Source organism: Rhodopseudomonas parapalustris, from assembly GCF_053772255.1.
Window position 1 is genome coordinate 412056 of the sequence record NZ_JAMKBZ010000001.1, and the last position, 15675, is coordinate 427730.

The 15675-nt window shown below is 66.4% G+C and carries 9 protein-coding genes; 6 read left to right on the plus strand and 3 right to left on the minus strand.

Features of this window, described 5'->3' with window-relative positions:
* Positions 1 to 7 precede the first annotated feature (7 nt).
* A complete protein-coding gene (gene metH, locus M9H71_RS02000) occupies positions 8 to 3889 on the plus strand; it encodes a methionine synthase (RefSeq protein ID WP_455403431.1) in 3882 nt (1293 codons plus the stop codon).
* A gap of 551 nt (positions 3890 to 4440) precedes the next feature.
* On the opposite strand, the gene M9H71_RS02005 is transcribed toward metH, so the two are convergent.
* From M9H71_RS02005 to glpK, 3 genes are all read right to left on the minus strand, one after another.
* Positions 4441 to 6495 carry a HAMP domain-containing methyl-accepting chemotaxis protein gene (locus M9H71_RS02005; protein WP_455403432.1) on the minus strand — a complete coding sequence of 685 codons (2055 nt, stop codon included), beginning with the start codon at positions 6493 to 6495 and terminating at the stop codon, positions 4441 to 4443.
* A 43-nt stretch (positions 6496 to 6538) separates the two neighbouring features.
* Positions 6539 to 7276 carry a carbonic anhydrase gene (locus M9H71_RS02010; protein WP_455403433.1) on the minus strand — a complete coding sequence of 246 codons (738 nt, stop codon included), beginning with the start codon at positions 7274 to 7276 and terminating at the stop codon, positions 6539 to 6541.
* Between the two features lie 536 nt (positions 7277 to 7812).
* The gene (glpK, locus tag M9H71_RS02015) at positions 7813 to 9315 is read right to left on the minus strand and encodes a glycerol kinase GlpK (protein WP_455403434.1); all 1503 of its coding nucleotides are present in this window, start codon (positions 9313 to 9315) and stop codon (positions 7813 to 7815) included.
* Positions 9316 to 9510: 195 nt separating this feature from the next.
* Between glpK and M9H71_RS02020 the strand changes: the two genes are divergently transcribed.
* The 5 genes from M9H71_RS02020 (at position 9511) to M9H71_RS02040 (ending at position 15530) form a co-directional block, all read left to right on the plus strand.
* Entirely contained in the window at positions 9511 to 10095 is a 585-nt protein-coding gene (locus M9H71_RS02020; protein WP_455403435.1) for an ANTAR domain-containing response regulator, read from the plus strand.
* Positions 10092 to 11252 carry a CmpA/NrtA family ABC transporter substrate-binding protein gene (locus M9H71_RS02025; protein WP_455403436.1) on the plus strand — a complete coding sequence of 387 codons (1161 nt, stop codon included), beginning with the start codon at positions 10092 to 10094 and terminating at the stop codon, positions 11250 to 11252. Before M9H71_RS02020 ends, M9H71_RS02025 begins: the two co-directional genes overlap by 4 nt.
* A 427-nt stretch (positions 11253 to 11679) precedes the next feature.
* Entirely contained in the window at positions 11680 to 12102 is a 423-nt protein-coding gene (locus M9H71_RS02030) for a globin family protein (RefSeq protein WP_455403437.1), read from the plus strand.
* 39 nt (positions 12103 to 12141) lie between these two features.
* Positions 12142 to 13914, plus strand: a complete 1773-nt coding sequence (locus M9H71_RS02035) for a NirA family protein (protein WP_455403438.1) — start codon at positions 12142 to 12144, stop codon at positions 13912 to 13914.
* The gene (locus M9H71_RS02040; protein WP_455403439.1) at positions 13911 to 15530 is read left to right on the plus strand and encodes a sulfite reductase subunit alpha; all 1620 of its coding nucleotides are present in this window, start codon (positions 13911 to 13913) and stop codon (positions 15528 to 15530) included. The genes M9H71_RS02035 and M9H71_RS02040 overlap by 4 nt, the downstream gene beginning before the upstream one ends.
* Positions 15531 to 15675: the final 145 nt, after the last annotated feature.

Below are 15675 nucleotides of genomic sequence, written 5' to 3' on the forward strand. Positions count from 1 at the left end.
CTTGCAAATGTCGACTTCCAAAAGCCCGATCGCCGATCGTCTTCATGCCCTCGCCGCGCAGCGCATTCTTGTGCTCGACGGTGCGATGGGGACGATGATTCAGCAGCTGCAGTTCGACGAGGCTGCGTTCCGCGGGATGCGGTTCAAGGACTTCCACCGCGACCTGCGCGGCAACAACGATCTGTTGATCCTGACCCAGCCGCAGGCGATCGAGGACATCCACGCGCAGTACCTGCGCGCAGGCGCCGATATCGTCGCGACCAACACCTTCTCCTCGACCTCGATCGCCCAGGCCGACTACGACATGTCGGAGCTTGCCTACGAGATGAGCCGCGACGGCGCCCGCCTCGCCCGCAATGCGGCTGCCAAGGTCGAAGCCGAAGACGGCAAGCCGCGCTTCGTCGCCGGCGCGATCGGCCCGACCAACCGCACCGCCTCGATCTCGCCCGACGTCGCCAATCCCGGCTATCGCGCGGTGACGTTCGACGATCTGCGCATCGCCTATGCCGAGCAGATCAACGGCCTGCTCGACGGCGGCGCCGACATCCTGCTGCTCGAAACCATCTTCGACACGCTGAACGCCAAGGCGGCGCTGTACGCGATCGCCGAGATCACCGACGCCCGCGGCATCGACGTGCCGGTGATGATCTCCGGCACCATCACCGACAAATCCGGCCGCCTGCTGTCCGGCCAGATGCCGGAAGCGTTCTGGAATTCGGTGCGGCACGCTAAGCCGCTGACCATCGGCTTCAACTGCGCGCTCGGCGCCAAGGATCTGCGCGCCCACATCGCCGATATCAGCCGCGTCGCCGATACGCTGGTCTGCGCCTATCCCAACGCCGGTCTACCCAACGAATTCGGCCAGTACGACGAGAGCCCGGAGTACATGGCTTCGCTGGTCGGTGAATTCGCCGAAGCCGGCCTCGTCAACATCGTCGGCGGCTGTTGCGGCACCACGCCGGCGCACATCAAGGCGATCGCCGAAGCCGTGGCGCCGCACAAGCCGCGCGTGATCCCGACGATCGAGCCGCGGCTGCGGCTCTCGGGCCTCGAGCCGTTCGAGCTGACCGCGGCCATCCCGTTCGTCAACGTTGGCGAGCGCACCAACGTCACCGGCTCGGCGAAATTCCGGAAATTGATCACTGCCGGCGACTACGCCGCCGCGTTGCAGGTGGCGCGCGATCAGGTCGAGAACGGCGCCCAGATCATCGACGTCAACATGGACGAAGGGCTTCTCGATTCCGAAGCCGCGATGGTCACCTTCCTCAACCTCGTCGCCGCCGAGCCGGACATCGCCAAGGTGCCGGTGATGGTCGATAGCTCGAAGTTCGCCGTCATCGAGGCCGGGCTGAAGTGCCTGCAGGGCAAGCCGGTGGTGAACTCGATCTCGCTCAAAGAGGGCGAGGACAAGTTCATCCACGAGGCGAACATCGCCAAGCGTCACGGCGCCGCCGTCGTGGTGATGGCGTTCGACGAGACCGGCCAGGCCGACACCTACGCGCGCAAGACCGAGATCTGCGCCCGCGCCTACGACATTCTGGTCAACCGCATCGGCTTCCCGCCCGAAGACATCATCTTCGATCCCAACATCTTCGCGATCGCCACAGGCCTCGAAGAACACAACAACTACGGCGTCGACTTCATCGAGGCGACGCGTTGGATCCGTCAGAACCTGCCGCACGCCCACATCTCCGGCGGCGTCTCCAACCTGTCGTTCTCGTTCCGCGGCAACGAGCCGGTGCGCGAGGCGATGCACTCGGTGTTCCTGTATCACGCCATCAAGGCCGGCATGGACATGGGCATCGTCAATGCCGGGCAGATGATCGTGTACGACGACATCGACCCCGAGCTGCGCCAGGTGTGTGAGGACGTCATCCTCAACCGCGATCCCGGCGCGTCTGAACGCCTGCTGGCGCTCGCCGACAAATATCGCGGCCAGGGCAAGCAGCAGAAGGAGCAGGATCTCGCCTGGCGCTCATGGCCGGTCGAACAGCGGCTGAGCCACGCGCTGGTGCATGGCATCACCGAGTTCATCGAGCTTGATACCGAAGAAGCGCGCGCCAAGGCCGAGCGGCCGCTGCACGTCATCGAAGGCCCGCTGATGGCCGGCATGAATGTGGTCGGCGACCTGTTCGGCGACGGCAAGATGTTCCTGCCGCAGGTGGTGAAGTCGGCCCGCGTGATGAAGCAGGCGGTCGCCTATCTGATGCCGTTCATGGAAGAGGAGAAGGCACGCAATCTCGCCGCCGGCACCGACACCGGCGAACGTGCCACCGCCGGCAAGATCGTGCTTGCCACCGTCAAGGGCGATGTCCACGACATCGGCAAGAACATCGTCGGCATCGTGCTCCAGTGCAACAACTTCGAGGTGATCGACCTCGGCGTGATGGTGCCGGCCGCCAAGATCATCGAGACCGCCAAGGCCGAGAACGCCGATCTGATCGGCCTGTCCGGCCTGATCACGCCGTCGCTGGATGAGATGAGCTTCCTCGCCGGCGAGCTGCAGCGCAACGGATTCGATCTGCCGCTGCTGATCGGCGGTGCCACCACCAGCCGCGTCCACACCGCGGTGAAGATCGATCCGGCCTACCCGGCCGGCAGCGTGGTGTACGTCAACGACGCCAGCCGCGCGGTGGGCGTCGCCTCCTCGCTGCTGTCAAAAGACAGAGGCGCCGCCTATGCGGCCGAGGTGCGGGCCGACTACGCCAAGATCTCGGCGGCACATCACCGCGCCCAGGCCGACAAGAAACGGCTGACGCTGGCCACAGCCCGCGCCAACGCCACCAAGATCGACTGGGCCGCGACCAAGCCGGTGAAGCCGTCCTTCATCGGCACGCGGAGCTTCAGCGGCTATTCGCTGGCGGAGCTCGCCGAGTACATCGATTGGACGCCGTTCTTCCAGGCCTGGGAGCTCGCCGGACGCTTCCCCGCGATCCTCGACGACAGCGTGGTCGGTGAAGCGGCGAAGTCGCTGTATGCCGATGCTCGCAAGATGCTGGACCGCATCGTCGCCGAGAACTGGTTCACCGCCAACGCCACCATCGGCTTCTGGCCGGCCAATGCGCAGGGCGACGACATCCTGGTCTATGCGGATGAAGCGCGCACCACGCCGATCGCCACGCTGCACAGCCTGCGCCAGCAGCTCGACAAGCGCGAGGGCCGTGCCAACGCCGCGCTCAGCGACTTCATCGCGCCGGTGGCGAGCGGCGTCGCCGACTACATCGGCGGCTTCGTCGTCACCGCCGGCATCGGCGAGGACGTGATCGCCGACAAGTTCAAGGCCGAGCGCGACGATTACTCGTCGATCATGGTCAAGGCGCTGGCCGACCGTCTCGCCGAAGCCTTCGCCGAGCGGATGCACGCCCGCGTCCGCCGCGAGTTCTGGGGCTACGCGCCGGACGAGACTCTGTCGCCCGAGGATCTGATCCTGGAGAAGTATCAGGGCATCCGCCCGGCGCCCGGCTATCCGGCCCAGCCCGATCACACCGAAAAGGCGACGCTGTTCGAGCTGCTCGACGCCGAAGCCTCCGCCGGCGTGACGCTGACCGAGAGCTTTGCGATGTGGCCGGGCTCGTCGGTGTCAGGGCTGTATTTCAGCCATCCGCAGAGCGCCTACTTCGGCGTCGGCAAGATCGAGCGCGATCAGGTCGAAGACTACGCCACCCGTAAGGGTTGGGACGTCGCCACCGCCGAGCGCTGGCTGGCTCCGGTACTGAACTACATCCCGTCGCGCAGCACGGCCGCCACCGACGAAACTGGCATGCCGCCGCTGGCGCCGCAGGCCGACGCGCCGCTCTCCGCCGACGACGCCGCGCTGGCCTCGCACCCGCAGGGCTGCACCTGCGCGCTGCACCTCGCCTGGCGCAAGCAGAAGGTTGCAGCGAAGTAACAGCGGCGGCCTTCTTGCAGTCGTGATCGCCTGCGCGATCCGGCGTCACCGCCTCTGCCGCTATCCCCGCTCAGTTGTCGTCCCCACCTCCGCCGTCGTCCCACGCGCAGGCGCGGGGACCCAGTATTGCAGAGAGCGCGTGGCCAACACCGCCCGATGCAATGAACGCGCTGGGATACTGGGTCGCCCGGACGAGCCGGGCGATGACGGCTGATAGTGGGCGGACCACAGTCCTTATAGGAACATTGTCAAGAGACGATCTACGGCCGCTTGAGCCGCCGCAGGCCGGCGCCCATCGCGCGATCGATCCGACGATTGAAACGTCACGACTGATCTCAAGATGGATGCGCGGGTCAAGCCCGCGCATGACGAGGGTGAAACCCCTCCCTCGCCGCTCGCCAGCAGCGCTGGAACGTCGCACTGCCGAGCGCTGGCTGACACCGGTGCTCGGCGACATCCCAATCGCGGCGCGCTGCGCCGCCGGCACCTCGCGCACGCCGCCGTCTCCGCTTCAAGCAAAGCCCAGCTCGTCCGGCGGGGCGCGCGGCCGGTCAGGCCGCCCGCACCGTCGACAGGAACGTCGCGACCTGCTGCTTCAGCATCGTGCTGTCGCGCGACAGCGACTGCGCGGCGCTCAGCACCTGCCCCGACGCCGAGCCGGTCTCGGTGGCGCCGTGCTGGACTTCGACGATATTCTCCGAGACCTCCTGGGTCCCGATCGCCGCCTGCTGAATGTTTCGCGAGATCTCCTGCGTCGCGGCGCCCTGCTCCTCGACCGCCGAGGCGATCGCCGCGGCGATCTCCGACATCTTCGAGATCGTGCCGCCGATCTGCCGGATCGCGGTGACCGACTGACCGGTCGCCGCCTGGATGCCGCTGATCTGGGCGCTGATCTCGCCCGTGGCTTTCGCCGTCTGCTCGGCCAGCGCCTTGACCTCGGCGGCCACAACCGCGAAACCGCGCCCCGCCTCGCCGGCGCGCGCCGCTTCGATGGTGGCGTTGAGCGCCAGCAGATTGGTCTGGCCGGCGATCTGATTGATCAGTTCGACCACATCCCCGATCCGCGCTGCCGCGGCCGAGAGTTCGCCGACCTGGGCATTGGTGCTCTGCGCCTGCTCCACCGCCTCGTGAGCGATCCGCGACGATTCCTGCACCTGGCGACTGATCTCGTTGACCGACGACGCCATCTCCTCGGCCGCCGAAGCCACCGACGAGACGTTGGTCGAGGCTTCTTCGGACGCGGCGGCGACCGCCGTCGTCACCTGCTGGGCGCGCTCCGCCGTCGCGGTCAGGGTCGAAGCCGAGGCCTCGAGTTCGGTCGAGGCCGACGACACCGTATGAACGATCTCGCCGACCGCGCCTTCGAACTGATCGGCGAGCCGGATCATCTCCTGCTTGCGCAGCGCGGCGAGCCGACGGTCCTCTTCGGCCTTCGCTTCGGCTTCGGCACGCGCCTTCTCCTCGGCCTTGATCTTGAACAGCTCGACCGCCTGCGCCATGTCGCCGACCTCGTCGCCGCGGCCGAGCCCCGGCAGCACGACCGCGAAATTGCCGTCAGCGAGTTCGCGCATCCCGGCGCACAGCCCGACCACCGGCCTGGAGATCGCCCGTCCGATCAGCAAGGCGAGCACCACGCCGAGCGCCAGCGCGCCGATCGCCAGCACCGCCACCAGGCGCTCGGTCGACGCGATCAGCTCAGCGGTGTCGCGTTCGATCTGTTTTTCTTCGGCGATGCCGGAGGCCTTGATGGCCTCGGCATCGGCGTTGATCTCTCGCGCCAGCTTGATCATCTCGCCGTTGCTGAGCAGCTCGATCTGTTTCGCGACATTGGCCGCCTGATGATAGGCCTCGGCGTATGTCGCGACGTCGGTATTGACGTCGGCGAAGACCTTGCGGACCTCGTCGTTCACGATCGTCGCCGAGAACGCCGCCATCGCCACCTTCAGCGCGGCGAGCGCCTTCTCGGCGCCGTCCGCAGCGCTCTGCTCGTGGCGACCGAGCAGCTTGTTGACGTTGAGGCGGACGAGCAGCAACTGCTTCAGGGATTCGCCGGCCAGCACCACGGCGTTGGAATTGCCCGCGCGGCTCACCGATAGCGCCTGCATCTCCTCGATCTCGAGCCGCGATTTCAGGCCGATCGGATCGAGCGTCTCGCGGATCAGCTCGTCCTCGGTCTGCCGCAGCGTGATCAGCTTGTCGAACTGTCCGACATAGGTCCTGAATGCGTCGCTCAGTTCGACGATCTTCTGGTGGCGCTCGGGATTCTTGGTCTCGGCCACCGCACGTCCGATCAGTTCGGTGAGCACCGGTTGGCGCCGCCTGGCTTCCTGCATCGGAGCCGCCTCGCCCGTCAGCGAATACTCGCGCACAAGCCGACGATAGCCGACGAAGCCGCGCTCGATCTCGCTCGCCAGACCGACGACGGCGACCCGCTGATTGAACATCTCGAACTCGGCTTTGACATCGCCGAACCTGCGATACGATACGGCCGCAAGAGTGGCAGTGAGCGCAAGGATCAGAGCGAAGCCGAGCAGGATCTTGGTGTTGATCCGCCGGTTGTTGAAGAAGCCGAACAGGCTCGCGGGAGCGTTGGCTTTGGGCGACATCTGAAGTCCTCTGCGATCCGGAGACGGCACGGGCCGATCACGCTCAGGAGGCGTCGATCAGAAAGCGTCGATTGAGGCGCTGCACCGGCCGGGCATTGTTCGGGAACAGCGCGGCGAAACGCTGGATCTGTGCGGGCGACAATTCGATCGGCTCCTTGAACACGGTCCAGGTCAGCCCCTCCGAGCACGGCGGCGTGGTCAGCGAGCCCATGTAACGGAAGTAACCGCCGCTCCGCGGCAGCACCGCCGCCGGATCGACCGAACCGGCCGCCCGCAGCTCGGCCCCGGCGTGCTCCGGCATCTGATCGAAGACCGTCTTCAACGCGCCGTTCTCGCTGCCGGGGCGGATCAGAACGCCGGTCACCGCCAGCGCGCCGGTCGCCGATTTGTGCACGAAGTGGCACTCCATCTCGAAGCGCTTGCCACCGAGCAGATGCTCGCTCGGATGATGGAAGTGAAACTGCAGCAACTCGTAGCGCGTGCCGCCGACGACGCAGGCCGAGCCCGGATCGGCATTGACCTGAATGGTGTGGCCATTGTTGACGATGCGCAGCGGCATCGGCTTGTAGTCGTGCTGCACGATGCCAGGTTCGCCCTTGATGCCGGCGCTCAGATCGATCGGCGTCTGCTCGGTGCCGAGCTGGCACACCTTGAAGTCGGGCTGCAGGGTGCCCCATTTGTCCGGCGCACCCTCGCCCTCGTAGCTCCAGTGCACCCCGCCGCCGTGACCGGCGCCCTCGGCGAAGCTCGCACCGGCCGCCGCGCAGCAGGCACACGCCACGACCCCTCTCAGAACGGCCCTTCGATCCAACGACATGTCGCCCCCGATTTCCTACTCCGCACCGCGCGACGCGCGCGGCTGTGCAAGTCGGATACCTTTAGATTTACGGACGAGTCTTCCTCAACGCGGAGGAGTACGAAGTGGTCACGCAGATTGACGCCAGCGTTAAGCACGCTCCGAACAATCCTGTCGAAACCCGCCCTCGATCTTCTGCCGAAATTAATCCCCCAACCGGCAGCCCCATAGCCCCACCCATAGGCCGCTGACGGCAAAATCAGCCACGACGCTGATTACTTGTCCAATTTCACGCCTAATAATGCGTTAGTTCGAATTCGGCACTCGCCGTTTCCAACGAGGACTTCGTAACACTACTAATTCTGGAGGTATCAAAGCAGGCCACATCCGATGAATTGCGTAGAATTACTAGCCCTCGGGCACGCTCTTACGCCCGTTATTCCGGGGCACGCGCAGCGCGATCCCGGAATAACGAACGAGAGGCTTCTTACGAGCTCAACACTCGCAAGACCCCCTTGAGGTCACTCCCCCTCGTCCGTCGCCAGCAGCCCCTTCACGGCACGCGCCCAGCCTGCCAGTTTGCGCTCGCGGGTGGCTGCGCTCATGGCGGGGCGGAAGCGGTGGTCGAGGCGCCAGTTGTCGGCGAATTTTTGGGGCTCGGGGAAGACGCCGGCGGACAGGCCGGCCAAGTACGCAGCGCCGAGCGCGGTGGTTTCCTGGATCACCGGGCGATCGACCGGCGCGTCGAGCAGATCCGCGAGGCGCTGCATGGTCCAGTCCGAGGCGGTCATGCCGCCGTCGACGCGGAGCACGGTGGTGGCGGCGTCGGCATCCGGCCAGTCGGCGCGCATCGCCGCCCACAGATCGAAGGTCTGGTAGCACACGCTCTCCAGGGCGGCGTGGGCGAGTTCGGCCGGGCCGGTGTTGCGGGTCAGGCCGAACAGCGCACCGCGCACCCGCGGATTCCAGTACGGCGCGCCCATGCCGACGAACGCCGGCACCAGATACACGCTCTGCGCCGAATCCGATTTGTCGGCGAGCGGCCCGGTCTCGGAGGCGTGCTTGATCACGCCGAGGCCGTCGCGCAGCCATTGCACCGCGCTGCCGGCGACGAAGATCGAGCCTTCCAGCGCATAGGTGCGTTTGCCGCCGAGCTGATAGGCCACCGTGGTGAGCAGCTTGTTGTTCGACTTCACCGGCGTCGCACCGGTGTTGAGCAGCGCGAAGCAGCCGGTGCCGTAGGTCGATTTGATCATGCCCGGGGTGAAGCAGGCCTGGCCGATGGTCGCCGCCTGCTGATCGCCGGCGATGCCGCGGATCGCGATCGCGCCGCCGAACAGTTCCGGCACGCAGTCGCCGAAATGCGCCGAGGAATCCTTCACCTCCGGCAGCATCGAGCGCGGCACCCCGAGCAGCTTCAACAGCTCGTCGTCCCAGGCACCGTCGTGGATGTTGAACAGCAGGGTGCGCGAGGCGTTAGTGGCGTCGGTGGCGTGGACTTTGCCGCCGGTCAGCCGCCACAGCAGATAGCAATCGACGGTGCCGAACTTCAGCTCGCCGCGCTCGGCGCGGGCGCGGGCGCCGGGCACGTTGTCGAGCAGCCAGGCGACCTTGGTGCCGGAAAAATACGGATCGATGATCAGCCCGGTCTTGGCGCTGACCATCGGCTCCAGCCCTTCGGCCTTCAGCCGGGTGCAGAACTCAGCAGTACGGCGGTCCTGCCAGACGATGGCGCGGTGGATCGCCTGGCCGGACACCGCGTCCCACACCACCACGGTTTCGCGCTGGTTGGTGATACCGATCGCGGCGATGTCGGCGGCAGTCGCGCCGGCCTTGTCCATCGCGGCGCGGCAGGTGGCGATCGTCGTCGCCCAGATGTCCTCGGGCTCGTGCTCGACCCAGCCGGAGGCCGGGAAATGCTGCGGGAATTCCTGCTGCGCGGAGGCCGCGATCGAGATGTCGGAGCGAAACAGAATCGCCCGCGACGAGGTGGTGCCCTGATCGATGGCCATGACGAAAGGCATCAGCGTTCTTCCCAAGATGAATGACGGACCGGTTTTGCCCCACCCCACCCGATCGCGGTTTCGCCGTCAATATCGGCCGGCGGACGCGTTGGGTTTGAACCTCGGGCGGCCTGCGCTGCACCATCAATCTGCTTCAATTGCCGACCGGGATATGGTTTGTGCTGCTATCGCCATCCATAGGTACCGCCGCCCTTGATGGACCGCTCGCTGAACATCGTCATCGTCGATGAGAATCCGGTGCGCGCCGCGATTCTGACGGAGGGGCTGCGCGAAGCTGGGATGACCGCGATCACCCAGCTCGAAGGCACCACCAACCTGTTGGCGCGGATCTATCAGATCGACCCGGACGTGATCCTGATCGACCTCGAGAACCCGAGCCGCGACATGCTGGAGCAGATGTTCCAGGTCAGCCGGATCGTGAAGCGGCCGATCGCGATGTTCGTCGACCAAAGCGACACCGCCTCGATCCAGGCGTCGGTCGATGCCGGCGTCTCCGCTTATATCGTCGACGGGCTGAAGAAGGAGCGGATGAAGCACATCCTCGATCTGTGCATCTCCCGCTTCAACGCCTTCACGAGGCTGGAGACCGAGCTGCACAACGCCCGCTCCGCACTGGAAGACCGCAAGGTGATCGACCGCGCCAAAGGCATCCTGATGAAGGCCAAGGGCCTGACCGAAGAGCAGGCCTACGTGCTGCTGCGGACCGCGGCGATGAACGAGAAAAAGAAAATCGCCGAGATCGCCCAATCGGTGATCACGGCTTCGGAGATGCTGAAATGAGCGAACGGCTGCGCATCGGATTCATCCCGCTGGTCGACGCTGCGGCGCTGATCGTCGCCGCCGACAAGGGGTTCTGCGCCGCCGAGGGACTGGACGTCGAACTGGTACGCGAGATTTCCTGGGCCAACGTCCGCGACAAGTTCAACATCGGCATGTTCGACGCCGCGCATCTGCTTGCGCCGCTGGCTGTCGCCTCCAGCCTCGGCATCGGCCACGTCAAGGTGCCGGTGATTTCCGGCTTCGGCCTCGGCGTCAACGGCAACGCCATCACGGTGTCGCCGGATCTGCACGCCGCGATCGTCGCGATGGCCGACGGCGACGTCGCCGACCCGGTCGTCTCGGCCCGCGCGCTGGCACGGGTGGTCGCCGAACGCAAAGCCAAGCGCCAGGATCCGCTGACCTTCGGCATGACCTTCCCGTTCTCCAGCCACAATTACGATCTGCGGTTCTGGATGGGCGCCGGCGGCGTCGATCCGGACGAGGATTTGCGGCTGGTGGTGCTGCCGCCGCCGTTCATGGTGGAGAGCCTCGCCAGCAAACATCTCGACGGCTTCTGCGTCGGCGCGCCGTGGAATTCGGTGGCGATCGATCTCGGCATCGGCACCATCCTGCATTTCGCCAGCGAACTGTTCCAGCGCGCCGCCGAGAAGCTGCTGGCGGTGCGCGCAAGCTGGGCCGCCGAGCACCCGGAGGTGCTGCTGGCGTTGATCCGCGCCCACGCCCGCGCCGCGGACTACATCGAGGACGCAGCCAACCGGGACGAAGTGTGTGCGATCCTCACCGTGCCTGGGCGAATCGAGGTGACGCCGGAGCTGATCCGCCGCACCCTCGACGGCCGGCTCAAGATCGCGGCCGACGGCACCGTGCGGGAGACCGATCGCTATCTGTTGGTCGGGCGCGAAGCCGCCGCAAGGCCCGATCCGGTGCAGGGAGCCTGGAACTACGCGCAAATGGTGCGCTGGGGACAGGCGCCGCTATCGGCCGATCTGCTCGGCGCCGCCAAAGCGGTGTTCCGCTCGGACCTCTACGACGCCGCGGTCGGCACGCCCCCGGCGCTGCCGAAGACGCCGGCCGACGGCATCGGCGAATGCACCGGCGGTGCGTTCGATCCCGACGACATTGCCGGCTATCTCGAGAAGCTGCAGATCAAACGCTGACAAGGGACCAGGTTGGTCATTCCGGGCGCGCGCCAGCGCGAACCCGGAATGACAACGCGCGGGACGGTCGATCTTCCGGCTGCACATTTCATCGCCACGCTGCTCAGTCGGGCAGCGGCTCGCGGCGGCGGCCGGCGCCGGCGACCGGCGCCGGCGAGCCCCATTAAACACCTGATAAAGCGGAACATTCCGCCTCTCGCGAACAGTTGGCACGAATTTCGCTGATCCTGTGCTGACAGGGTGCCGGTGGGGTGTCCTGGCGTCATCGAAACTCCGACAGCACCGCCGCTGTCCTGGCCTCGCTTCGCGAGCAACCAGGCAGCGGCGTTTTTTTCGTCGGGTCGGGATGTCGATCGCAAAGAGGATTGGTCGATGCAGCGCTTCGTGTTCGGATGTCGGCGAAACCACATCGCAAGCAAGGATCGGGATGACGCCGCAGGCGATCGCATTGGTGCAGCAGAGTTTCGCACGGCTGACGCCGATCTCGGACGAGACCGCGACGCTGTTCTACGAACGGCTGTTCGCGACCGCGCCGGAGCTGGAGCCGCTGTTTCATGGCGACATGCGCCGTCAGGGCAAAAAGCTGATGAGCACGCTGAACGTGGTGGTGACCGGGCTGACCGATCTCGCCACCATTCTGCCGGCCGCGGGGCGACTGGCGCGGCTGCACGTCGTCTACGGCGTCGGCGCCGCGCACTACACGCCGTTCGGCGCGGCGCTGCTGTGGACGCTGGAGCGGGAGCTCGGCGCCGACTGGACACCGGAGCTGGCCGCTGCCTGGCGCGACGCCTATGCGATGCTGTCGAACGCGATGACGGCGGCAGCCTACGGCGACAACGCGCCGAGCTGATCGCCCCGCCCCTCCTCGTGCAAGCGGCATGAGGCGGCGATGGGCAGCGAATTCTCGATCGACCAGAAGCGCTATCTCGAAGGCTTCGCCATCGGCGTCACCGCGGCCCGCGCTGCGCGCGGCAGCCTGCCGGCCGGCGGCGACGCGTCGCCGAGCGGGCCGGACGCGATCCACATGGCCGCGCAGGACCGCGTCACGACCTCGGGCAAGAAGCTCAACGACCAGGAGAAGTGGAAGCGCGAGCAGCATCCGTTCGACGCCTACGGGCGGCTGAAGCAGCAGGCCAAGGACAATGCCGCACCGAAGCCGCCGGACAATTTTCGCTGGCGCTACTACGGGCTGTTCTACGTCGCCCCGGCGCAGACCTCTTATATGTGCCGCCTGCGCATTCCGAACGGCATCCTGACATCGTGGCAGATGACCGGCCTCGCCGATCTCGCCGACACCCTCGCCGGCGGCTATACGCATGTAACGACGCGGGCGAACTTGCAGATGCGCGAGATCGCGCCGAAGGATGCGGTGAAGCTGCTGCAGGGGATCGAGAGCCTCGGCCTGTGGGCGCGTGGCTCGGGCGCCGACAACATCCGCAACGTCACCGGCTCTGCGACCGCCGGCATCGACCCGCAGGAGCTGATCGATACAAGGCCTTACGCCCGCGACTGGCACTTCCACATCCTCAACGAACGCGCGCTGTTCGGGCTGCCGCGCAAGTTCAACGTCGCGTTCGACGGCGGCGGGCTGATCCCGACGCTGGAGGACACCAACGACATCGCGTTCCAGGCAGTGACGATCGCGGACGGTCACGGCGTCGCGGCCGGCGTTTGGTTTCGCCTGGCGCTCGGCGGCATCACCGGCCACAAAGATTTTGCCCGCGATACCGGCGTGATCGTGGCGCCCGAGGAAGCGACCGAGGTCGCGGACGCGATCGTGCGGGTGTTCATCGAACATGGCGACCGCACCGACCGCAACAAGGCACGGCTGAAATACGTGCTGGATGCATTCGGCTTCGACAAGTACTTGGGTCTCGTCGAAGACAAACTCGGCCGCAAGCTGATCCGCGTGCCGGCCGAGGCCGCTGCGCCGCGGCCAGCGCAGGACCGCACCGCGCATCTCGGCGTGCATCCGCAACAGCGGGCCGGACTGAACTGGATCGGCGTCAGGCTCGCGACCGGCCATCTGACTTCGGCGCAGATGCGCGGACTCGCCGACATCGCCCACGGCTTCGGCGACGGCGATCTGCGGCTGACGGTGTGGCAGAATCTGCTGATCTCCGGCGTGCCGGATGCGTGCGTGTCCGAGGCCGTTGCCGCGATCGAGGCACTCGGGCTGGCGACCTCCGCCTCTCCGATCCGCGCCGGGCTCGTCGCCTGCACCGGCGCCAGCGGCTGCCGCTTCGCCGCCGCGCATACCAAGGAAACCGCGGAAGCAATCGCACAGCATTGCGAGCCGCGCGTCGCTCTCGACAGTCCTATCAACATTCACCTGACCGGCTGCCATAACTCCTGCGCCCAGCACTTCATCAGCGACATCGGCCTGATCGGCGCCAAGGTGCCGATCTCCGATGAAGACAGCGTCGAAGGCTTTCACGTCCATGTTGGCGGCAGTTTCGGCCCCGACGCGGCGATCGGCACCGAGGTGCTGCGCGACGTCAAGCAGGACGATGCACCGCGCGTGATCGAGCACATGCTGCAAACCTACTTGGCGCAGCGCGCCTCGCCGGCGGAGACCTTCCTCGCCTTTGTCCGCCGCCATGAGGCGGCGGCGCTGCAGCAACTGTTCGCCTACCAGCAATCACCGGAGACCGTGGCATGAGCCCGAACCTGCCGCCGCCGATTCCGTCGCTGATCCCCGACACCGCGCCGTTCTCAGAGGAGCAGCGCGCCTGGCTCAACGGCTTCTTCGCCGGGCTGGTGTCGCTCGATGGCAACGGCGTCACCGCGCTGTCCACCGACCAAGCCGCCGCACTGCTCGCAGGGGGCGCCGCTCCTGCGGCCGAAGACGACGATGGCGGCGCGCCGTGGCACGACCAGAGCCTGCCGCTTCCCGAACGGATGCAGCTCGCGGAGGGCAAGCCGCTGCGCTGGAAGCTGATGGCCGCGATGGCGCAGCAGGATTGCGGGCAATGCGGCTACGACTGTCGCAACTACTCGGGCGCGATCTTCGAAGGCAAAGAGACGCGGCTCAATCTGTGCGCCCCCGGCGGCAAGGACACCGCGCGAATGGTGAAGACGCTCGCCGAACAAATCGGCGCGGCGCCGACGCTGGACAATGCCCCTTCGCTCGCCGCCGACGCCGCGCCCGTGGCTGCGCTGCCGCCGCGCGGCACCTCGCGCGACAATCCGGCGACCGCCAAGGTGTTGTCGCGGACGCGGCTGAACAAGCCGGGCTCGAAGAAGGAAACCTGGCACGTCGAGTTCGAGCTTGAAGATTGCCTGAGCTACGAGGCCGGCGATTCGTTCGGGCTGTTTCCGACCAACGATCCGGCGCTGGTCGATTCGATCATCGCGGCGCTCGGCGCACCAGCGGAGTTGCCGATCGGCCAACGGACCTTGCGCGACACGCTGCTCGACAGCGTGTCGCTGGCACCGGCGCCCGACATGCTGTTCCAATTGATCAGCTACATCACCGGCGGCGACAAGCGGAAGAAGGCCCGCGCGCTCGCCAGCGGCGAAGATCCGGACGGCGATGCCGCAACGCTCGACGTGCTCGCCGCGCTGGAGAAATTCCCCGGCCTCCGCCCCGATCCCGAAGCCTTCATCGAAGCGCTCGAACCGTTGCAGCCGCGGCTGTACTCGATCTCATCGTCGCCGAAGACCACACCCGGCCGGCTGTCGCTGACGGTCGATTGCGTGCGTTATCACATCGGCAAGCGGCAGCGGCTCGGCGTCTGCTCCACCGGGCTTGCCGAACGGGTGCTGCCGGGCGAGCCGCTGCGTGCCTATGTGCAGAAGGCCCACAATTTCGCGCTCCCGTCAGATTCCAGCCGGCCGATCATCATGATCGGTCCGGGCACCGGCGTTGCACCGTTCCGCGCCTTTCTGCACGAGCGCCGCGCGATCAAAGCTCCCGGCAAGAACTGGCTGTTCTTCGGCCATCAGCGTTCGGCTTCGGACTTCTTCTACGAGGACGAATTGAAGGCGATGAAGAACGCCGGCCACTTGACCCGGCTGACGCTGGCGTGGTCGCGCGACAGCGGCGAGAAGATCTACGTCCAGGACCGCATGCGCGAGGTCGGCCGCGACCTGTGGGGCTGGCTCACCGAAGGCGCCAGCCTCTATGTCTGCGGCGACGCCAAGCGGATGGCCAAGGACGTCGAACGCGCATTGGTCGACATCGTCGCCCAGCACGGCGCGCGCTCGGCTGCGGAGGCGACGGCGTTCGTGTCCGAACTGAAGAAGCAGGGACGGTATCAGCAGGACGTGTATTGAGGAGCGATGCAGACAACGCAAAACGCCGCTTCCTTTTGGGAAGCGGCGTTTTGTGGTGTCTGTGTTTGTCATCGTGATGATTTGAGGATCTCTTGTGCTTTGCAGGCCTGGCAGCGACCTACTCTCCCGCCTCTTTAGACGAAGA